Source organism: Sphaerisporangium melleum, assembly GCF_014646695.1.
GTDB lineage: Bacteria > Actinomycetota > Actinomycetes > Streptosporangiales > Streptosporangiaceae > Sphaerisporangium > Sphaerisporangium melleum.
Genome location: NZ_BMNT01000020.1, coordinates 11651 through 32431, shown reverse-complemented (window position 1 = coordinate 32431; position 20781 = coordinate 11651). Strand labels below are relative to the sequence as shown.

The 20781-nt window shown below is 73.3% G+C and carries 13 protein-coding genes and 1 pseudogene; 7 read left to right on the top strand and 7 right to left on the bottom strand.

What is annotated here, in order from left to right; genetic code table 11:
- Positions 1–229: 229 nt before the first annotated feature.
- Positions 230–1273 (top strand): annotated as a pseudogene (locus tag IEY93_RS39930) (AfsR/SARP family transcriptional regulator); the annotation flags it as partial.
- 2016 nt (positions 1274–3289) lie between these two features.
- Here IEY93_RS39930 and IEY93_RS18535 read toward each other — a convergent pair.
- On the bottom strand, positions 3290–4126 hold the full coding sequence (locus tag IEY93_RS18535) for an ABC transporter permease (protein ID WP_189164350.1): 837 nt from the start codon (positions 4124–4126) through the stop codon (positions 3290–3292).
- Positions 4123–5148, bottom strand: a complete 1026-nt coding sequence (locus IEY93_RS18530; RefSeq protein WP_189164349.1) for an ATP-binding cassette domain-containing protein — start codon at positions 5146–5148, stop codon at positions 4123–4125. Before IEY93_RS18530 ends, IEY93_RS18535 begins: the two co-directional genes overlap by 4 nt.
- A gap of 84 nt (positions 5149–5232) precedes the next feature.
- Here IEY93_RS18530 and IEY93_RS18525 point away from each other — a divergent pair, with 84 nt between their 5' ends.
- From IEY93_RS18525 to IEY93_RS18515, 3 genes are all read left to right on the top strand, one after another.
- Positions 5233–5904, top strand: a complete 672-nt coding sequence (locus IEY93_RS18525; protein ID WP_189164348.1) for a hypothetical protein — start codon at positions 5233–5235, stop codon at positions 5902–5904.
- Positions 5905–5925: 21 nt separating this feature from the next.
- The gene (locus IEY93_RS18520) at positions 5926–6408 is read left to right on the top strand and encodes a hypothetical protein (protein WP_189164347.1); all 483 of its coding nucleotides are present in this window, start codon (positions 5926–5928) and stop codon (positions 6406–6408) included.
- A gap of 445 nt (positions 6409–6853) precedes the next feature.
- Positions 6854–8245, top strand: coding sequence for an MDR family MFS transporter (locus IEY93_RS18515; RefSeq protein ID WP_203968694.1), 1392 nt, complete (start codon positions 6854–6856; stop codon positions 8243–8245).
- Between the two features lie 106 nt (positions 8246–8351).
- On the opposite strand, the gene IEY93_RS18510 is transcribed toward IEY93_RS18515, so the two are convergent.
- On the bottom strand, positions 8352–8786 hold the full coding sequence (locus IEY93_RS18510; protein ID WP_189164345.1) for an Rrf2 family transcriptional regulator: 435 nt from the start codon (positions 8784–8786) through the stop codon (positions 8352–8354).
- Positions 8787–8916: 130 nt separating this feature from the next.
- Here IEY93_RS18510 and IEY93_RS18505 point away from each other — a divergent pair, with 130 nt between their 5' ends.
- The 3 genes from IEY93_RS18505 (at position 8917) to IEY93_RS18495 (ending at position 11720) form a co-directional block, all read left to right on the top strand.
- Positions 8917–9672 carry an SDR family NAD(P)-dependent oxidoreductase gene (locus tag IEY93_RS18505; RefSeq protein ID WP_189164344.1) on the top strand — a complete coding sequence of 252 codons (756 nt, stop codon included), beginning with the start codon at positions 8917–8919 and terminating at the stop codon, positions 9670–9672.
- 320 nt (positions 9673–9992) lie between these two features.
- A complete protein-coding gene (locus IEY93_RS18500) occupies positions 9993–10856 on the top strand; it encodes a cellulose-binding domain-containing protein (protein ID WP_189164343.1) in 864 nt (287 codons plus the stop codon).
- A 99-nt stretch (positions 10857–10955) separates the two neighbouring features.
- Positions 10956–11720 (top strand): hypothetical protein, encoded by a 765-nt coding sequence (locus IEY93_RS18495; protein WP_189164342.1) that lies wholly within the window; start codon positions 10956–10958, stop codon positions 11718–11720.
- A gap of 446 nt (positions 11721–12166) precedes the next feature.
- Here the strand turns inward: IEY93_RS18495 and IEY93_RS18490 are convergent, their stop codons facing one another.
- Genes IEY93_RS18490 through IEY93_RS18475 form a run of 4 tightly spaced genes read right to left on the bottom strand, consistent with a single transcriptional unit; the run spans position 12167 to position 20541 of the window.
- Positions 12167–15022, bottom strand: coding sequence for an FtsX-like permease family protein (locus IEY93_RS18490; protein ID WP_203968693.1), 2856 nt, complete (start codon positions 15020–15022; stop codon positions 12167–12169).
- Entirely contained in the window at positions 15019–18708 is a 3690-nt protein-coding gene (locus tag IEY93_RS18485; RefSeq protein WP_203968692.1) for an FtsX-like permease family protein, read from the bottom strand. Before IEY93_RS18485 ends, IEY93_RS18490 begins: the two co-directional genes overlap by 4 nt.
- On the bottom strand, positions 18653–19513 hold the full coding sequence (locus IEY93_RS18480; RefSeq protein WP_229691248.1) for an ABC transporter ATP-binding protein: 861 nt from the start codon (positions 19511–19513) through the stop codon (positions 18653–18655). The genes IEY93_RS18485 and IEY93_RS18480 overlap by 56 nt, the downstream gene beginning before the upstream one ends.
- Positions 19514–19569: 56 nt before the next feature.
- Positions 19570–20541, bottom strand: coding sequence for an ABC transporter ATP-binding protein (locus IEY93_RS18475; protein ID WP_189164340.1), 972 nt, complete (start codon positions 20539–20541; stop codon positions 19570–19572).
- Positions 20542–20781: the final 240 nt, after the last annotated feature.

Sequence of the window (20781 nt, the reverse complement as noted above, 5' to 3'; positions counted from 1 at the left end):
GCCCGGATACGCCGTTACGGCGACCGCGCGTCCCCGGAGCCTCCAAGGTCAGGGAGTCGGGGACGCTCAGGAGCAACTTGGCCACGCTGACGCGCGGACGCGCTCGCCGGTGGGGACTCGTCCGTAAGCTGGGGATGTGTCCCCCGCGTTGGTGCTGCTCGATGGCGTTCGCTGGCAGGGTGCGCGTGTGGTCGGCGATCGCGCGCACACCCTGCTGGCCGTGCTCGTCATGCACGCGCGTGCCGGAGTCGGTGACGAGCGCCTGATCGAGGAGCTGTGGCCCGACGGGGCGCCGGTCAACCCGACCAAGTCGCTGCAGGTGGTCGTCTCGCGCACCAGAGCGGCGACCTGCGCCGAGGCCGTGGTGCGGATGCCGCATGGTTATCGGCTCGGGCTGCCCGCGGGCCAGGTGGACGCACTGCTGCTCGGTGCGCTGGTGGAGCAGGCGCGGGCCGCGCTGGGCGAAGGCGACATGGTGCTCGCGTGCCGCCGCGCCGAGGAGGCCATGGGGCTGGTGCCCGGCGGCCTGGACGGCGCCACGGGCCCGCTGGCCGAGCTGAGGGAATCCGCCGCTGAGTGGGTGGCCGAGGCGCGGCGGGTGGTGGCGATCGCGCGCAGCCGCAGCGGCGCGCACGAGGGCGCGCTGCCGCTGCTGGAGCGGGCTTTCGGTGATCGGCCGCACGACGAGGAGCTGCTCGCCTGCCTGCTGCGCAGCGAGGCCGCCGTGCGGGGAGGGGCCGCGGCTCTGGAGCGCTACGAGCGTTATCGCGTGGGCCTGGTCGCGCGCCTCGGCACCGAGCCGGGGCCTGAGCTCGCCCGCGTGTACGCCGAGCTCCTCGTGGCCGACCGGCCGGTGCGTGAGGGCATCCTGTTCGACGGTTCCTCGCTGCTCGGCCGCGACCACGACATCCGGGCGGTGCACGCCCTGTTGCAGACCGGCCGGGTGGTCTCCATCATCGGCCCCGGCGGGCTGGGGAAGACGCGACTGGCGCATGTCGTGGGCAGGAACGCCGCGCAGCCCGTCGCCCATTTCGTGGAACTGGTCGGCGTGTCCTCGCCGGAGGGCGTGGTGGCCGAGGTGGGGTCGGCGCTCGGGGTCCGGGACTCCGTCAGGGGCCGTCGTGCCCTGACCGCCGAGCAGCGCTCCGACGTTCGCGCCCGGATCGCCCGGCATCTCGACCAGGCTCCGGTGCTGCTGATCCTGGACAACTGCGAGCACGTGATCGAGGCCGTCGCCGATCTGGTGGCGTTCCTGACCGTGACGACCCGCGACCTCCGGGTGCTGATCACCTCGCGCGCCCCCCTGTCGATCCCCGCCGAGCGCGTCTACCTGCTCGGCGAGCTGCCCAGGGAAGACGCGGTCGAGCTGTTCCGCCAGCGCGCCACCGCCGCCCGGCCCGGGGTGCGGGTGGACGAGGGAGCGGTCGGGGAGATCGTCGCCCGCCTGGACGGCCTGCCGCTCGCGATCGAGCTGGCCGCGGCCAAGGCGCGGGTGATGTCGGTGGAGGAGATCGCGCGGCGCCTGGCGGACCGGTTCGCCCTGTTGCGCGGCGGGAACCGCACGGCCCCCGACCGGCACCAGACGCTGCTCGCGGTGATCGACTGGTCGTGGAACCTGCTGGACGAGCCGGAACGGCGGGCGCTGGGGTGGTTGTCGCTGTTCGGTGACGGTTTCACGCTGGCGGCGGCCGAGCACGTGCTCGGCCCGGACGCCCTGCCCGTCGTGGACGCGCTGTCCGAGCAGTCGATGCTGAGCGTCCGCGAGACGGGGTACGGCCTGCGGTACCGAATGCTGGAGACCGTCCGGGAGTTCGGGCGGATGCGGCTGACGGAGGCCGGCGAGGAGGCGCCCGCCCGTGCGGCGCAGCGGGCCTGGGCCACGGAGTACGCCCTCGAACACGCCTTCGCGGTGTTCAGTCCGGCACAGTTCGCGGCGGTCGACGCGTTGCGCTTCGAGGAGAGCAACCTCGCCGACCTGCTCCGGCAGGCGCTCGCGGAGTCCGATCCCGGCACGACGGTCCAGTTGCTGCTCGGCGTGGGGTCGCTGTGGTCGATCCGTGGCGACCATTCCCGGATCCTCGTGCACTGGAACGCGATCAACCAGGTGGTCGGGGGGTGGACGCCGCCACCGGAGCTCGTCGAGGTCACCCGGGGCGCGATGCTGATCGCGATGATGAACGCCGTCATCGTCCCCGATCGCAGCGTCGACCCGGTGCGCGATCTCCTGCTCGGGCTGCCCACCAGTGACAGGACCGAACCCCGCGTGGCGGCGATGGTCGAGGTGCTGCTCGCGTGCTACGTGCCGGACAATGCCGAGGTGCGCCGCCGGCTGACCGAGTTGCGGCGCAGTGAGGACCGCGCGGTGGTCGTGGCCGCGACGCAGATGAGCGTCCACGTCCTGGAGAACGCCGGTGAGGTGACCGAGGCGATCGAGGCCGCCGAATACCTGCTGACGATGCTCGGCGAGGACGAAGGGCCGTGGTACGCGGCGATCATGCGCACCGTGCTGGCGCACCTGCTCATGCGGCACGGCGACCGCGGGCGGGCGGTCGAACACGCGCGGGTCGCCCTGCCGGTGCTGAGCAGGCTCGGCGCCACCGACGACGAGACCCAGCTTCGCGCGCTGCTGCTGACCGCCGCGCTCGCCGACGGCGATGTCGACGCCGCCGACGCGGAGTTCGCCGAGATCATCCGGATCAACGACAACGAGGCGGTGCTGAGCGGGGTGGCGATCGTCTCGCTGTGCGCGGCCGAGCTGGCCCTCGCCCGCGGTGAGACGGCCGCCGCGCTCGCGCAATATCGCCTGGCGGTGCAGCGGGCGCGCGATCTGCGCCTGCCCGGGGTGCCGCACGTGGAGTTCACGCCCTGGACGCTCGTCGCGGTGACGATCACTTTGACGGCGTACGCGTATCACGCCGCGCCGGAGGACGTCCGGTACGGCGATGAGCTGTTCGCCACCATCCTGGACCACGACCTGCTGAACGTGCGGAATCCCGCCCTGGACTACCCGCTGTGCGGCTCGGTGCTCTTCGCGCTCGGTGTCTGGGGGTTGCTGCGGGGCGCCATGCCCGCCGGCGACGCGATCGGGTTGCTGGTGCTGGCCGAGCGGTTCTCGTACAACAGCAGGATGCCCAGCATGGCCTTCGAGCGCATCGAGCCGTACGCGGAGCGTGCGGCGCCCGGGATGATCGCCGCCCTGCGGGCGGGGTACGGCGATCGGCGCGGCGCCGATCTGCTCGACGAGGCGCGCGGGCTCGTCGAGCAGATCTCCGGCCGGGCCGGACGGAGTTCACATGTGCCGCTTGTAGCTGCGCACCGACAGCGGCGCGAAGATCGCCATGACGATCAGGCACGCCGCGATCGTCCAGGCCACCTCCCCGCTGACCACGGCTCGGTTGGCGAGGTCGCGGGCCGCCGTGACCAGGTGTGAGACCGGGTTGACCCGGACGAAGGCCGCCAGCCAGCCCGGCAGCGTCTCGACCGGGACGAACGCGTTCGACAGGAACGTCAACGGGAACAAGATCATCATGGAGATGCCCTGCACGGCCTGGGCACTGCGGGCGATCGTGCCGACCCAGGTGAACACCCACGCCAGCGACCAGCCCGTGAAGATCGCCAGCAGGATCGCGGCGAGCACACCGCCCGGCCCGCCCTCCGGGCGATATCCCATGATCAGGCCCATGGTGAAGGTCAGGGTGGCCGCGATCGTGTAGCGCAGCAGGTCGGCCACCATCGGGCCGGCGAGCGGCGCGATGCGGGCGATCGGCAACGACTTGAACCGGTCGAAGACCCCCTTCTCCATGTCCTCCCGCAGTTGGGTGCCCGTGGCCATGCACGTCGTCAGCACGGTCTGCGCGAGGATGCCGGGAATCATCGCGGGCAGATAGCTCGCCACGTCGCCGGCGATGGCGCCGCCGAAGATGAAGGCGAACATCGCGGTGAACAGGATCGGCTGCAGCGCCACGTCGAAGAACTGCTCCGGGTTGCGGAGCATCTTCTTGAGCGCCCGCCACGCCATCATCAGGGTCTGACCGAGCGTCTCGCTCAGCGAGACCCGCCGCCGGGCGGCCGCCACGCGGTCGGCGGCCCGGACCCTCTCACGGACGGGTGCGATCATCGTGCTCATCGGTTCTCCTTGGTGCCGGTCCCGCGGTCCTCGTCCGTCTCGTGGCCGGTGAGGGCGAGGAACACCTCGTCCAGGCTGGGCTTGGCCACGCTCACCGAGGAGATCGACACTCCGGCGGTGCGCAGCGCGATCAGTACGTCCGCGGCCAGGTCGGCCTGGTCGAGGGCGACGTTGAGGCGGCCCTGCTCGGGGCTGAGGATCGGGTCGGAGCCGAGGACGCGCCGTACGACCTCCGCGGCGGTGGGAGTCTCTCCCGGGTCGGCGAGCCGCACCTGGAGGGTGGAGTTGCCGACGGCGGTCTTCAACTCGTCAGGAGTGCCCTCGGCGACCTTGCGGCCGTGGTCGATGACGGCGACCCGATCGGCGAGCTGGTCGGCCTCGTCCAGGTACTGCGTGGTCAGCAGCACCGTGCAGCCGTCGGTGACCAGACCGCGGATGGTGTCCCACATCTGGCCGCGGGTGCGGGGGTCGAGACCGGTGGTCGGCTCGTCCAGGAAGATCAACGGTGGTCTGGTGATCAGGCTGGCCGCCAGGTCGAGGCGGCGGCGCATGCCGCCGGAGAAGTGCGCGATCGGTTTGTTCGCGGCGTCCTCCAGGCCGAACTGGCTCAGCAGCTCGGCGGCGATGCGCCGGGCGCGCGGCGGAGCGATGCCCTGCAGGCGGCTGAACAGCCAGAGATTCTCGCGGGCGGTCAGGTTCTCGTCGACCGACGCGTACTGTCCGGTGACGCCGACGAGCTGGCGGATCACGTGCGGGTTGCCGGCCACGTCGACTCCGAAGATCTCGGCGCGACCCGCGTCGATCTTCAACAGGGTGGCCAGCATCCGCAGGGTGGTGGTCTTGCCGGCGCCGTTCGGGCCGAGGACGCCGAAGATCTCGCCCGGGCGTACGGCCAGGTCGATCCCGTCGACGGCACGGTGCTCGCCGAACGTCTTCACCAGCCCTTCCGCACGTACGGCCAGATCGACGCCCCCCGAGGGGGCCGGGCCGCCCCCGGTACGTCCGAGTTCAGTGATGCTCATGGCTCCACTGTCGGTGCCGCCGGTTTCACGGCACCCTCGACCGGGTTTCACCGATCGCCCGCGGGCTGTCAGACTTTCTCGCGTATGAAGCGAGTCCTGCTCCTGGCGCTGCTCGTCGCCGGCTGCGGCGCCGGTCCGGCACCGGTGCGGTCCACCGCCACGCCGGTTCCGCCGGCCACGGCCGATCCCCTGGAGGCGACGGGCTCCTGCCCCAGCCCGCTTCAGCGGGTGGACCGGTTCCGCGCGCAGGAGGCGGCTTCCGGCTGGGAACTGGCATGGAGCGCGCCCGGTGAAGGGCTGAACGCCGGCACGGCAGCCGACGGCTCGCTGTGGGCCATGCACACTCCACCGGGCGAGGACGCCAAGACCGGACTCATGCGGTGGGACGGCCGGGCCTGGACCGAACTGCCGGTCATGCCGGGCGACAGCGCCCTGTGGCCGTACTCGGTGGCCGACGCCCGGCATGTATGGGTCTTCGCCGACTCCGTGCGGTTCTGGGACGGCGCGACCTGGCAACGGCGGCCTTCCCCGCTGGACCAGGCGGACGGCTCCGTGCGCGCCGCCCGCGGTCGCTGGGTGATCGGCACCACCGCGTCGGCCTACTGGAACGGCACGACCTGGCAACTCGCCCCGGTACCCGTCGAGAGCGTCAGCGGGATGAGCGGGACCGACCGTTCGCCCTGGCTGCTGGGCGTCTTCTTCGCCCGGGAGGACGAACCGGTCGCGGAGCCGGTCAGATGGACCGGTACGGCGTGACAGCGGGTTCGGCTCCCCGCCGTGACACCGCCGCGCGATGCCAGGCCGGTGCCCTCGGACAAGGGCCGGCTGCGCCTCGGCGGCGTCGTGCCGACGGGCGACGGCGAATTCTGGGTGCTCGGCGACCACCGCTGGCAGGAGTACCCGCCGGACGGCGATGAGCCGGTGACCCGGTCCAGGCCCGTCGCGCTCCACCTCGCGGGCGGCAGGTGGACGTGCACGTGGGGACCGGCGTCGCGCGGGAACCGCGGCTTTTCGGACGCCGAACCCGACGGCTCCGGCGGCCTGTGGGCGATCCGCCATCCGAGTCACGGCTTCGACGGGCAGGGCGAGGTGTGGCACCTGGCCGGCGGCCGCTGGACCAGGGAACTCCTCCCGGTCGACGGCGGCCTGCCGTACGAGATCAGCGACCTCGCCGTCGTCGGCACCACCGTCTACGCGCTGGGTGTCATCAGAGATCCCCGCGGGGTCCGGCTCTCGGCCCTGTGGCGGCTCGGCCCGTGAGCCCCTCCACTCGTCCCACGGGCAGGCTCTCCACTCGGTGTGCCGGTCGAGGCGACATCCTGTTCTCTGTGACGGGATGACCGAGGCGTCCGCCGTGCCCACTCGCCGACAAGTGCCTGCGACTTGGTGAAGTCGGTAACAGATCGACGAGCGGGTTTCGTATCTCCGCAGGTCAGATGGGTCGCAAGCGGTCGATGTCACCGAAAACCGGGTGACGCCCCGCACGGACTGCCGGAATGCTGGACGCACCCGCCGAGTTTTGTCGGTGGCATCCGTCAGTCTTTGCCTTATCGCGACTTCTCGCAAGCCCGTTCGAGGCTGGAACGCCAGCCATGATCACGTTATGTCCGACAACCCCGATCGAGGTCCCGTGCCCATCTCACAGCTCGACTCACCCGCCGAGTCCGCGACTTCTCGTAAAGCCGTACGAGGTCGCACGCCGCCCGTGATCCCGCTGTTGGTGCTCGCCACCTTCGTCGTGATCTTGAACGAGACCATCATGATCAACGCGATCCCGAAGCTGATGGGCGCGCTGCAGATCACCGAGCAGACCGCGCAGTGGCTGTCGACCGCGTTCATGCTGACCATGGCCGCCGTCATCCCGATCACCGGGTGGTTCCTGCAACGGGTGTCCACCCGCGGGGCGTACGCCACCGCGATGGGTCTGTTCCTGGCCGGCACGGCGCTGGCGACCATCGCGCCGTCGTTCGGCATCCTGCTCGGCGCCCGCATCGTCCAGGCGTCCGGGACCGCCGTGATGATGCCGCTGCTGATGACCACGCTGATGCAGGTGGTTCCCGAGGAAGATCGAGGCCGGGTGATGGGCAACGTCACCCTGGCCATGTCGGTCGCCCCCGCGATGGGCCCGGCGGTCTCCGGAGTGATCCTCCAGTTCGGGTCCTGGCGGCTGCTGTTCGCCGTGGTGCTCCCCATCGCCGCCGTGATCACCTGGCGTGGCCTGAAGCAGCTTGAGAACGTCGGAGAGCCCCAGGCCGGCACCATCGACTGGTTCAGCGTGGTGACCGCCGCCACCGGGTTCGGCGGCCTGGTCTACGGGCTCAGCCGGTTCGAGGGCGGTGACGTCGCCGTCGCGTCCACGATCGTCGCGGTCGGCCTGGCGGCGATCGCCGTCTTCGTCCTGCGCCAGATGTCGTTGCAGAAGCGCGGCGTGCCGCTGATGGACCTTCGTACGCTCCGCAACCGCACCTACACGGTCGCGCTGATCCTGCTGTCGGTGTCGTTCATGGCGATGCTCGGCTCGATGATCCTGCTTCCGCTGTACCTGCAGAACCTCCGCGGGCTCAGCGCCCTGGAGACCGGGCTCCTCGTGATGCCCGGCGGCCTGGCGATGGGGCTGCTCGGCCCGACCGTGGGCCGCCTGTTCGACCGGTTCGGCGGCCGGGTCCTGGTCATCCCCGGCGCGATCGGGATCATGCTCTCGCTCGCCGGCTTCACCCAGGTCACGATGACCATGCCGTTCTGGCAGCTCCTCGGTCTGCACGCGCTGCTGATGGTGAGCCTGGCCGCGACCTTCACCCCCGTGTTCACCCTCGGGCTCGGCGCGGTTCCCCCGCACCTCTACTCCCACGGCAGCTCGATCCTGAGCACGCTGCAGCAGGTCTCCGCGGCCATCGGCACCGCGCTCGTGATCACCGTGATGGGCGCGCGAGCCGACGTCCTGCGCGCCGAGGGAGTCGGCGAGACGCTCGCCACTCTCGGCGGCATGCGGCTGGCCTTCATCATCGGCGCGGTGCTGTCCGTGGTGGTGGTCATCGCCGCCCTGCTCCTGCCGGCCCGTTCCCAGAGCACCGGCGAGTTCCAGGCACCCGCCCACTGAAGCGGGGGTGACACGGTGAAGTGTGATGCCGTGGTCATCGGGCGGGCCGCGCCCGCCCGATGACCACGGGCCGGTTCACCGCTCTCTGGGCTAGCGACTCTCTGGGCTAGCGACGTGCCGCGAGGATGTCCCGGAGTACATCCTCTAGTGTGACGCGGGCCAACTCGCGCCTCAGGGTCTCCTCGATGCCCTCGTAGATGCTCTGCATCGCCGGCTGGATGCCATAGCCCACTACGCACCCCTGGTCAGGGGTGGCTCGGTGCATCGCGAAGAGCGGGCCGGTTTCCACCGACTCGTACACATCGAGCAAAGTGATCGATTCCAGTTCGCGGGCCAGTGTCCAGCCTGCGCCCACGCCCCTCCGGGACTCCACAAGCCCTGCCCTGCGCAGGTCGCCGAGCAGCCGTCTGATCACCACGGGATTGGTGTTCGCGCTGGTCGCGATCTGCTCGGAGGTGGCGACCTCATGTCCCTGGCGCTGGTACAGGCTGATCCAGGCCAGCGCGTGGGCGGCGATGGTCAACCTGCTGTTGGCGCTCATGAAGCCACTCCTCTTGTCGCAACGGTCCATGTTACGACGGAGCCTGTCGTAACAGAAATTGTTGCGATCAGGATGTCGTAACCATTAGTGTTACGACGTCGGAAACGATCAATCCAGTGGAGTGAGAAGAATGAACAAGCCGCTCACGGGCAAGGTCGCCCTGGTCACCGGAGGGTCCCGCGGCCTCGGAGCCGCGACCGTACGGCTGCTGGCCGAGCAGGGCGCTGACATCGCGTTCACCTATGTCAGCTCCGAGCAGCGAGCACAGGCGGTCGTCGACGAGGTGCGGGGCAAGGGAGCGAAGGTCGTCGCCTTCAGGTCCGACCAGGCGGACATGAGCGGGGCGCCGGCGCTGATGGACGACGTGGTCGCGCACTTCGGCGGCCTGGACATCCTCGTCAACAACGCGGCCATCGCGGCCGGGGAGGGCCGCACGGTGGATGATCCGGACGCGGACACCGCCGCGCTGGATCGCATGCACGCCACCAACTACCTCGGCGTGATCGCCGTCATCCGGGCCGCCTCCCGAGTGCTGCGCGCGGACGGCCGCATCATCACGGTGAGCTCCGGACTGGGCTCCAGGGTCGGAGTCCCGGGCGTCGCGGACTACGCGGCGACCAAGGCGGGGATCGAGAGGTACACCATGGGCGTCGCGCGGGACCTCGGGTCCCGAGGCATCACGGCCAACGTCGTGGAGGCCGGACTGATGGAGAGCGGAATGGAACCGCCGGACCCGGAGACCCTCAAGACCTTGCTCGGCTCGCTGTCCCTGCAGCGCATGGGCCACCCCGACGAGATCGCCGCGGCGATCGCCTTCCTGGCCGGTCCCGCCGCGTCGTACGTGACGGGTGCGGTGCTGGACGCCCACGGCGGCTACAACGCCTGAACCGGCACCTTGCCGGCGATCCCGGGCCGTGGATTCGACAAGACCGTCACCGAGGAACGAAGGACGGACACGGCCCGCACCCCTCCAGGGCGCTGAGTGCGGCCCGACGATCTCCAGGGACACTCGCGCCGGGACCGGTATCCGCGGGCGGTGATGTGAAAGGTTCATCGCGTGTGGACGACCGGGTTCCTCGCCGAGGTCCGCCACCTGCTCACCCTCGCCGGTGCCGCCGGGCCGCTCCGCCGCTGGTTGACCGGGTGCGCACCCGCTCTCATGCTCGTGGTCAGACGGCGATCCGGGCTCGCGGGAAGGGCAAAGCCATGACGGGACGATGGGCGGTCTCCTGGGGGGTCGCGATGCTGGTCGCCGCGGCCTTCCTGATCCCGGCGGTGGCGAGCGCCTCCGCGAGTGGGGCGATGTCGGCACAGGTCAGGCCGGCGACCACGGTGCCTCCGTCCCCCTCGCCGTCGCTGCTGTGGCCGTGCTACGACCCCCGGACCCTGCCGCCCAGCACCCCCCCGCTGACGCCGCCGACCGCGCCCGGCGCCCCCACGGTCGTGCAGACCGCCAACAACTACGTGACCCTGCGCTGGGGCGCCGCCTCGGACCCGGACGGGCTCGCCTGCTACCAGGTGTACGAGGACCGCAACGGCACTCAGGCCAAGGTCGCCACCTTCGGGCCCGACGTCACCCAGGGCACGTTCACCGTGTCCTGGCCGCCGACCGGCACGCCGTCGCGCATCGCCACTCTCTACGTGGTGGCCGTCGACCGGTGGGGCGCCGACAGCCCCCCGTCGCCGACCGTTCAGGCCACGATCTACAACGACCTCCCTCCGTCCCCCACCCCGTCTCCGACCCCGACGTACCTGGACGCCTGTCACGTCTCGTACCACACCTACAACTGGTTCGGCGGTATGACGGCGTACGTGACGATCAGTAACACCGGCTCCATCCCGATCACCTGGTGGCGGCTGACCTTCGCCTTCCCCGACTCCCGGCAGCGCCTGACCAACGGCTGGGAGGCCGAGTGGTCACAGAGCGGTCAGATGGTCAACGCCGCGCCGCTCGCGTACAACCGGAACATCGCTCCCGGTGGGGCCGTCACCCTCGGCTTCAACGGTACGAACGGAGGCGTCGACCCCGCTCCCACGGTCTTCCAGCTCAACGGCCTCATCTGCCGGTGACCCCCTCGCCGCGGAGACGCGTGGCCGTGCGGGAAGGTGCTCCCGGAGCCGTCTGAACCGAATGCCCCAAAAGTGCGTTTTGAGGGCGTGAGACTACGAATGACGCTGCTCCTGGGACTGCTGTCGCTGACCGCGGCCTGCGGAGGGGCGGAGAAGGATATGACGGCGACCTCGGCCGAGGCCGGGCCTGCCCAGCCGGTCGCGGTGTGGCGCGCGGAAGGCGGGTTCGTGACCGCGACCACGAACGCACTGCGACCGCCGAGGGTGGTGCTGTACAGCGACGGGCTGGTGATCGCCGACGCGAGCAAGCAGATCAAGCTGACCGACGCCGAGACGCGCCAGACGGTCGCGTCCATGGAGAAGTACCTGGCGGGGCGTCCGCCGACCGCGGAGCCCAAGCCCGGCGCGCCGATGGTGACGGACCTTCCCGACACCGTCCTCGGGGTGCGGGGGAAGGACGGCAAGCTGCTGGAGGTCCGGGTGCCGGCTCTGGACCAGCTCGCGGCCTTCTACCCCAAGGAGATCGTGGACGCGAAGAAGCTGATGGACGGCCTCGCGACCCGGGCCACCGAGAAGGGCACGGACTACGTCGCCACCCGCGTCCGCGTGGTCGCCGAGGGGGCGGAGTCGGCGGAGGGTAAGCCGGCGCCGTGGCCCGCCGGCGTCCCGGAGCCCACGGGCACGCTGGACCCGGTCTGGCAGCAGGACCTGGAGGGGGCGGCGGTGAGCGCGATCACCAAGGCCGTTCCCACCGGGGAGCAGTACGGCCGCTCGCTGTTCAAGACCGGTTCGGGGAAGCTCTTCGTGCTCTCCTGGCGATACCTGCTGCCTGACGAGCAGCCGAAGGGCGAAGCACAGGGATAGCCAAGGGGCCGGGCCCGGGCACCTCCGCGCGAAGGCGTCCCGTCGTACCAGGCCCGCTCGGGTTGACGATGCTCGGGCCCCTCCGCGCGCGAAGGCGGCCCCGGCCGCGGCCACCACATCGGCGGGCCGCGACCGCCCTCCGCGCGAAGGCGGCACGTCGTACCAGGCCCGATCGGGGTTGATGATGCTCGGGAACCTCCGCGCGCGAAGGCGGCCGGCCGCGGCACCACATCGGCCGGGCCACGACCGCCCTCCGCGCGGCGGCCCCGGCCTCACCCAGACCTGCTCTCCGCGCGGCGGCCCCCGGGCCTCGCCCAGCCAAGTGGGGGTCGCTCTGGTGCACCCCGCTGGGCGGGACAGCCGGTCCACCCGCACATCGAGCTGCTCTCCGCCTCTGGCGGGCCCGCGCCGGCGCGGGGCACCTGCCTGCCCGGTTGCCGGTGCGGTCAGCCCTCGCCCGCGCGGAGCACCTCGCTCAGCCGCCGGCGGCGCCGCAGCGCCGACTCGATGGGCACCAGCGCGGCGACCGCCGCCGGCAACGCGACGACGAGCAGACCGAGGCCCCACCACGGCAACGCCAGGGCCGGGTCGCCGGCCTGCCCGGTGAGCAGGCGCAACGCGAGCGAGTCGAAGGTCAGGCGGGCGAGCAGCACGCCGAGCAGCGGGCCGCACACGGCGGCGACCAGCACCGGCGGCAGCAACTCCCCGGCCGCGACCCAGCGGGCGTCCCGTGGCCGCAGGCCCAGGGTGCGCAGCCTGGTCAGGGTCTGCCACCGTTCGGGTGCGCTCGCGGCCGCGCCGAGCGCGAGCCCGAGCAGTCCCAGGGCCACCAGGGTCGCGGTCGAGATCCAGGCCAGCCACAGCAACCCCGAGGTCAGCGGTGCCGCGCTGCTCGCGCGCAGCACGTCCGCGCGGAGCACGGCCTTGCCCGCGGCGGCGTTCGCGCTGACCGCGCGCGCCGCGCCGGGGCCGGCCACCCACAGCGTGTTGGGCGCGGCGGGCCGGCCGGCGGCGGCGAGGGTCGAGGCGTCCACCAGGACGACCTCCTCGGCGTCGCCGACGGCGGGCGCCGTGCCGACGGCGACGAGCCGGATGGCCGGGGCGGCGTTCCGGAGCAGCCGCAGCCGCATGCCCGGACGCAGGCTGCCGTCACCGGAGCGCACCAGCACGGGGACGTCGCCGCCACCGGCCGCGGTGAGCCGGGTGAGCGCCGGCACGTCCGGTAGCGGAGTGGCGCCCAGCAGCCTCCGGTAAGCCGCCGCGTCCGCGACGACCAGGCGCGCGGTGACGGCCACGGAGTCGGTGACGACGCGCGTTCCGTCGTTCACCTCTGCCGGGACGACCTGGCGGACACCGGGTGCGGCGGCGATGTGCCGGGCGAGCTCCGGCGTGGAGGACGCGGCGGCGGGTGAGAGATCGAGGCGGGCGTCGGCGCCGACCGCGCGCCAGGCGCCGTCCGTCAGGCCCCGGCCGGCGGTGGCGTCGAAGGTGAGCGTGAACGACGCCAGAGCGGTGGCGGTGGCCAGCGCCAGAAGCGGCAGCACCCGCGCGGACGTCTCGGCCGCCCGTGCGCTGCCGAACACCGCGAGCGGGCGGCGCGAGCGCAGCGCCTGCCTCAGCGCGAGCCGCGTCCCGGCGGGCAGCAGCCGCAGCAGGACGATCGCGCCGGCGAGGACGCCGAGGGCGGGCGCGCTCGCGGGCAGCGCCCCGCCACCGCCCGGTCCGGTCCCGAGCGGCGATCCTGGGCCGGTCGTGCCGCCGGAGGAGCCGGCCGGCACGATCCCGCGCTGGTACAGCGCGACCAGGGCGGCGACCGCGGCGACGAGCACCGCGGCCTCCAGGGTGAGGCGGCGCAGCCGGCCGGTGCCGCGGATCCGGCGGCGCGCGGCCCGGTTGGCCGGGACCCGCCGGTCGCGGGTGGCACGGGCGGCGGCGAGCGTGCCGAACGCCGGGCCGGCCGCCGCGGCGGCGAGGACCACCGGAAGCGCCCACTCCCACGTGGCGTCCGGAGCGAGCGTGCGGGCCAGCGCCAGCCCGGCCGCGGCGGCCGTCAGGGCCACCGCGGCGGACTCCAGCAGCAACTCGCAGGTGAGGCCGGGCAGCGCCGCCCCCCGTTGCCGGGCGGCGGCCAGCGCCGGGGCGCGCCGGCGGGTCAGCAGGTCGGCGGCGAGCAGCAGGACCAGTACCGCGTCGAGCAGCACGCTGATGAGCAGCACCGATGCCTGTGCGGACGCGGCGCCGACCTGGGCCTGGACCTTTCGCAGCACGCCGTCGAGTGCCGTCTCCCACTTCAGTGAACCGTCGAGGGCGCCGGAGGAGCCGGAGTTCGCCTTGAGCGCGACCACGGTCGTGGCGATCGCCTGGGCGGCGTCCCAGGTGAGCCTGCCCGGGTCGGGGGTGAAGGTGACGGTGCGGCGGAGCCCGTCCCGGTCGAAGGCGAGCCGGGCGTCGGGCAGTGACTCGGCGGACAGCAGGCCGCCGAGCCGGGTGGTGCCCACGCCGTCCGCGCCGGAGACGGGACGCAACAGCCAGGGGGCCAGGCGCCAGGCGGGATCGGTGGCGTCCGCGGGCCGGAAGATGCCGCTGATCTGGACGTTCTTGTCGCGCCCCTGGTCGTCCATGAGCGGGATGCGCGCGCCGGGACGCAGGCCGAGTGCCGCGGCGTCCGCTTCCGACAGCCCGATCTGCACCTGCCACGCCGCGCCATCGGGGACCGTGACCGCCGCGCCGTGCATCGAGGCTTCGGCGGGCCGGGGCGGACCTCCCGAGATCCAGGTCACGCGTGGTCCGCTGCCGGTCGTGAGGTAGGTGAGCTGGAAGGTGCGCAGCACGCTGCCATCGGTGAGCTTGAGGATGGGGCTGGTGACACTGGCGACGGGTGGGCGTACGGCGGCGCGCAGGCCGGGGCCGAGCCCGTCGGTGGCCCTGGTGCGCAGACCGTCGACGTCCTCGGCGAGGTGGGGGGCGCGCACGCGGCCGCCAAGGGCCCCGTCGTCGGGTTCCAGGCTCGCGTGGACCAGGATGTCGGCGTCGTCGCCGGCGCGGCGTACCGCGTCCTGGACGGCCGCGTCGGCGGTGGCGCGCAGCAGTGGCGGCACGGCGCCGGCGAGCAGGGTGACGACCGCGACGACGACGGCGACCAGCAGCAGCGGCCCGGCGTCGGCCACGGCCCGGCCGCGGACGCTGGGCCAGTGCAGGGTGGGCGGCCGCCACCGGACGGGCGCGTGCCGCTGCTCCGGCGCCTGTCCAGGCCCTGCTGCTCGCCTGCGGTCCAGCAGCCGCAGGGGCGAGCGCCCGCTCACGACGTCACCCGCAGGTGGGCGGCGTCGGCGCGACGGGCCTGGACGGTGACCACGACCGTCACCGCGACCGCGCACCCGGCCAGGAGCAGGGCGAGCAGCACGATCTCGGCGGCCCATGGCCAGACGGGCAGGACGGGCGGTACGGGCGCGGCGCCGGTGTCGGAGCGGACGAGCAGAGGCGCGACGAGCCGGGTGGCGAGCGCGCCGACGGCCGCACCCGCCGCGAGCAGGGGCAGCAGGACGCCGACGTGCTGGCCGAGCAGCACCTTGCGAATCTCGCGCCGGGTCATCCCCAGGCCTCGAAGCCGCGCCACTTCGAGCGCGCGGACCTGCACGTCGAACGTCACGTGCAGGACGACACCGGCGAGCAGCAGCAGGACGGCGGCCGGGACGAGCAGCCGCAGCGCGGCCGGCAGTCCGGCGCGCAGGGGACCGCCGGTGAGCCGGGCGGCCTCGGCGGCGCGGGTGGTGACCGGGCCGAGGCGGAGCGCGGTGGCACGCGCGGCCGCGTCGGGGTGGGTGGGGTGCCCGACCCACCAGGCGTCCACCGGGAAGTCCAGGTCGGCGTTGACGACGAGGGCCCGGGAAAGGGCGTCCAGGTCGGCCAGGACGGTCGCGGCGCCGGGCGCGGACGGGACGGTGGGCAGCACCTCGGTCACCCGTACCGTGACGGGCGTGGTGCCGACGGTGAGGCTGAGCCGGGAGCCGGGCCGGGCGCCGGTCTCGCCGGCGAAGCGGGCCGAGACGGCGGCGGGCACCGGTCCGGGGACCGGGAAGGCGGTCGCGACCAGGGTCCGGGCGGCGTCCGGGTGGCCTCTGCGTTCGACGCTCGTCGTCATGCGCAGCGTGGTGCCCGCGGAGCCGGCGCTGAGGGCGACGGCTGGAGTGGCGAGCGCCCCGGGAAAGGGCGCGGCGGAGGTGGCGGTCCAGGACGACCCGGGCTCAGAACCGGCGGAGGCGGCCCCGGCCACCGTGAGCGTGACGGCGACCCCGATGCCGCTCCCGCCGGACGGCGGCACGTCGAGGGCGTCGCCGGAGCCGTCGCCCTCTGTGGCGGCGTCACTGGTGTCGCTTGATTCGTTCGCGGTGTCGGCCGGTGGGGTGGGCCTGTCGCCGGAGTCGTCTCCGGTGTTCTTCGGCGCGGTGACGGTGCCGCTGATGCCGGTGCGCTCCTGTGCGGCTTCGTCCGCCTTGAACGGGAGGGACACCGCGACCAGCCGCAGCCCTTTCGCCGTCGCGCACGCCGGCAGCGGGTGCGCCCTGCCGTCGAGCCGGGTCGGCGCGCCGGTGCAGGGAGTCCGCAGGCCCGTGGCGTCCTGCAGCAGCAGCCGGGGCGTCACGGTGAGAGGTGTGCCGCCGCTGGTCCTCCCGGTCAGGGTGAGCGCGGCACCGGCCGGGACGGGGACCCCGACGGCGGGGGCCGGCGGCGCGAGCGCGGCGCCCACGTCCGTCCAGTCGCGGTCGGCGTCCAGCCGGCCGCGCAGCAGGGTGCCGGCGTGGGCGGCGTCGAAGGCGACCAGTCGCGGTGCCTCGCCGCCGTTGCCGAGCCACTGCCCGACCGCGATGCCGCGGTCGGTGGCCGGGGTCGCCGTGCCGCCGGTGGCCGCGCGGACCGCAGCCCCCTGCCCGGCGACCGGCAGGGCGTCCAGGGTGATGGCGAGGTCGGTGCCGACCGACAGGTCGGCCTGGTCCTGCTGCGAGCGCTGCCACGTGGCGTCGAAACCCGTTCCGAACGTGCTCGCCGCGCAGGCCAGGCCGATCAGCAGCCCCGCGGCGACCGCCTGCGGCCGGCGGGCGGCGTCGAACACGGCCAGGGGGAGCACCAGCCCGCGGGCACGGCGGGCAAGACGCTCGGCGCCGCGCAGCGCGGGCAGCACCAGGCGCAGCGCCAGCGCGGCACCCGCGGTGAGCAGCAACGCGGGAGCGAGCACGCGGACGGCGTCGGCGCCGGTGTCGGACCCGGCGGGCTGCGCGTACAGCTGCCACCAGCCGGCGGCGGCGAAGGCCACGAGCAGCAGGTCGGCGCCGGAGCGGGCCAGCAGCTCGCGCCGCTGGCGACGCTCGCCGGGCGCGACGGCGGGTCGTACGGCGGGGATGACGAGCACGGCCGCGAGCGCCAGCGCGCCGGCGGCGACGGCGGCCACCTGCGCGGCGGTCACCTCCGGCCGGGCGGCGAGCCCGGCGCCCGCCAGCGGCGGCAGGTGGGTCAGGCCGGCGTGCAGGGCCGACGAGGCCGGGATGGCGAGCGCGGTCGCCAGGACGGCGAGCGTGCCGGCCTCGACGGTCGCGACGGCGGCGAGCTGGCCACGGCTGGTGCCCAGAGCGGACAGCAGCGCGGTCTCCTCGGCGCGGACCCCGGTGGTGAGCCGGCCGGCGAGGGCGAGGGCCGTCGCGGTCAGGACGATGCCGAGGACGGCGACGGTGAGCACGACGGCGGCGGTGACCTGCTGCTGGGCGCGGGCGGCCAGCAGGGTGGCCGGCAGCCGGGAGAAGACGCGTTCGATCTGCACGCGGTCGCCGAGGGTTCGTGCCAGCCGGCGGTCGGCGCCGCGCACGGCCCCGGTGACGGTGTCGAGGTCACGCACGGTGGCGGTGGTGAGGTCGGGCCGGGCGATGATCTCCAGCCGGTCGATCGTGGAGCCGCCGGCGAGCAGGTCGGCGAGATCGACGATGAAGGGCCCGTAGGCGTGCACCGGCTGCTGCGAGCGGCCGTCGCGGTAGGCGAGGTCGTAGCCGGCGGCGGCGAGCGGGTCGCGGTCCCAGCCGGAGCCCGGTAGCGGGCGGACGATACCGACGACGGTCACGTCGACATCAGGGGCGGACCGCGCGGACAGCTCAGCGCCGAGGTGGACGCGGCTGCCTGGGGTGAGGCCGAGCAGCCGCGCCGTGGGCTCCAGCACGACCGCCTCCAGCGGCCCCCCACCGGACCGGCCCCCACCTGCTGCCGCGGCGGCCCCATCGCCCCCGCTCCCGGTCGTCCCGCTCCCGGTCGTCCCGCTCCCGGTCCCGGTCCCGGTCCCGCTTTCGGTCCCGGGCTCGCGCCCGCGCCCGGTTGTGTCAGCCTCCGTCCCGGTCCCGGTCGTTTCGGCCTTCTGCTCAGTCGTGCCGGTCGTTGGCCCGGTCTCGGTCGTGCCGGTGCCGGTTGTGGCCGTCCCGGTTCCGGGCGCCGTGCCGGTCGCGGTCTTGTCCGTTGTGGGCTGTGGCCAGCGTCCGGCGGTCAGCCGGGCGCGGGCCGGCAGGTCCTGTACGGCGGACAGGTAGCTCTCGGCCGGGACGCCGTTCTTCCCGGCGCGGGCCGCGGGCAGCCACCGCATCGCCGACGACACGCGCGTGGACGTCGTCGAGGGGAACGGTGCGAGCGCCGAGGTCAGCACGGTACGGGTGTCCGCGGCGACGGATCGGGCGTCGGGGCCGCGGACGGTGACGGTGTAGGCGGTGACCTCGATCTCGCCGGTGGTGGCGCGGGCCGCGGCGGTCTCCAGCGCCCGATCGGCGGTACGGGTGACGAGAAGGACGCAGGCGCCCAGCAGGGTCGGGCCGACGAGCACGACCGTCAGGAGGGCCGCCAGCAGTGGCCACTGCGCGCGGGCGCGGCGGGCGAGCAGCTTCAGCATGGCCGGCACCGGAAGGTCACGAGATGTCCCCGCCGCGGAGCCGTTCGCCGGACTGCTCGTGGGTCTGCTCATCGGAGCGGTCGTGGGACCGTTCGCCGGATCCCGAGTGGATCTGCTCGTCAGACCGATCGTAGGACCGTTCGCCGGATCGCTCGGGGGTCTGTTCGCCGGGGTGCTCTGCGGGCTGCTCCTCGATCCGTCCGTCGCTGATCCGGATGACCCGGTCGGCCAGGGCGATCATCACCGGGTCGTGTGTGGACACCAGCGCCGTGACCCCCTCGGACTCGACCACCCCGCGCAGCAGCGCCATCACCGCCAGACCGGTCTCGGCGTCCAACTGCCCGGTCGGTTCGTCGGCGATCAGCAGCCGGGGCGAGGCGGCCAGGGCCCGGGCGATCGCGACCCGCTGCTGCTGCCCGCCGGACATCTCGCCCGGACGCTGCTGAGCGTGGTCGGCCAGGCCGACCAGTTCCAGCAGCAGTTCGACCCGGCGCTCGCGTTCCTGCGCCGCGACGCGGGCCAGCCGGAGCGGCGCGCCCACGTTCTCCGCGGCCGACAGCACCGGGATCAGGCCGAACGTCTGGAACACGTAGGAGACCTTCTCGCGCCGCAGCAGGGACAGGCCGTCCTCGTCGAGGGCGGTCACGTCGGTGCCGTCGACGAGGACGCTGCCGGCGTCCGGGCGGTCCAGGCCGCCGATGATGTTGAGCAGCGTGGTCTTTCCCGAGCCGGACCGGCCGACGAGGGCGACCATGGTGCCGGCGGCGACGTCGAACGACACGTCCCGCAGGGCATGGACGGCGGTCGCCCCGGTGCCGAAGCGCCGGTGGACGCCGCGCACCGTGAGCAGCGGCGCGCCGGCCGTATCGGCGCTCACGCGCGCCGGGCCGTCGGTGGTCACACGGGCCGGATCGCGATCTGGCAGGTCGGAGTTCATTCGTGGCCCGCGGGGTCGGAGAGGTCAGGGTTCACACGCGGCCGCTCATCCAGGTCGGGGCGGATCGAGACATGGTCGGCCTCCAGCGTCAGCCGTACGCGCCTGGTCAGTGCCAGCGCCTCGCGGTAGTCGTGCGGCACCTGCACCCGCCCCGCGCGGTCCATCACGGCGTACTCCTCGGCGATCACCTGGGTGTCGCCGTCGGTTCCGGTGGCGGTGCGGCGTACCACCTCGCTGCTGGTGCGCCCGTCGCGGATCGCCACCGTCCGCTCGACCTGGCCGCTGACCTCGGGGTCGTGGGTCACGATGACGACGGTGACCCCGAGCTCCCGGTTGACGTCCCGCAACGCGGAGAAGACCTCGGCGGAGGTGGTGGTGTCCAGCTCGCCGGTCGGCTCGTCGGCCAGCAGGACGCGCGGGTCGTTGGCGAGCGCCACCGCGATGGCGACCCGCATCTGCTGCCCGCCGGACAGCTGCGCGGGACGCCGGTCGGCGCAGTGGCCGACGCCGAGCGTGTCCAGCAGTTCGGTGGCGCGGGCGCGGCGGGTGCGGGCCGGTGTACGGGCCGCCGTCATCGGCAGGTCGACCATCTGCCGCGCGGTCAGGTAGGGCACGAGGTTGCTCGCCGTCTGCTGCCGGACGTACCCGACGGTGTGCCGCCGGTAGTGCACCCGGTCGGCGCGGGACATCGCGAGCAGGTTCCACCGGTCGACGCGCGCCCGCCCGGCGGTAGGGGCGTCGATGCCGGCGAGGATGGACAGCAGCGTCGACTTGCCCGACCCGGACGCCCCGACGACGGCGACCATCTCGCCGCTGTCCACGACGAGGTCGAGCCCCTGCAGCGCCTGCACTTCGACCGACCCGGACTGGTAGATCCGCACCAGGCTCTCGCAGACGATCAGCGCGTCCTGTCCGAACTCCGGAGGGCGTGGCGGGGGCTGCGGCAGGGACAGCGGCGTGGTGGACATCCCCCTCCTCCGATCCGACATCGCCCCGATCTCAGGCCAGAAGACTCTATAGGTGTCATACCGCCACGCCAACGCCCCCTGACAACCTTCTGTGAGCCGTTCGGAGAATCTCAGTGATCCTCGTTCCTGCTTCGTTGGCATCTGCCTCGATTGCTGGGGTCTTACGTCGCCTCCACAGGCGTTTTGCGTCTCCGGGGAACTGCCCGGCGACGTGGAGCGAGGCCGCTTGCCGCTCGAGTC

Excerpts from the sequence above, each read along its gene's own strand:
- IEY93_RS18500 (WP_189164343.1), top strand. The coding sequence starts at position 9,993 with ATGACGGGACGATGGGCGGTCTCCTGGGGGGTCGCGATGCTGGTCGCC.
- IEY93_RS18510 (WP_189164345.1), bottom strand. The coding sequence starts at position 8,786 with ATGAGCGCCAACAGCAGGTTGACCATCGCCGCCCACGCGCTGGCCTGG.
- IEY93_RS18530 (WP_189164349.1), bottom strand. The coding sequence starts at position 5,148 with ATGAGCATCACTGAACTCGGACGTACCGGGGGCGGCCCGGCCCCCTCG.
- IEY93_RS18485 (WP_203968692.1), bottom strand. The coding sequence starts at position 18,708 with ATGAGCAGACCCACGAGCAGTCCGGCGAACGGCTCCGCGGCGGGGACA.
- IEY93_RS18475 (WP_189164340.1), bottom strand. The coding sequence starts at position 20,541 with ATGTCCACCACGCCGCTGTCCCTGCCGCAGCCCCCGCCACGCCCTCCG.
- IEY93_RS18525 (WP_189164348.1), top strand. The coding sequence starts at position 5,233 with ATGAAGCGAGTCCTGCTCCTGGCGCTGCTCGTCGCCGGCTGCGGCGCC.
- IEY93_RS18505 (WP_189164344.1), top strand. The coding sequence starts at position 8,917 with ATGAACAAGCCGCTCACGGGCAAGGTCGCCCTGGTCACCGGAGGGTCC.
- IEY93_RS18495 (WP_189164342.1), top strand. The coding sequence starts at position 10,956 with ATGACGCTGCTCCTGGGACTGCTGTCGCTGACCGCGGCCTGCGGAGGG.
- IEY93_RS18535 (WP_189164350.1), bottom strand. The coding sequence starts at position 4,126 with ATGAGCACGATGATCGCACCCGTCCGTGAGAGGGTCCGGGCCGCCGAC.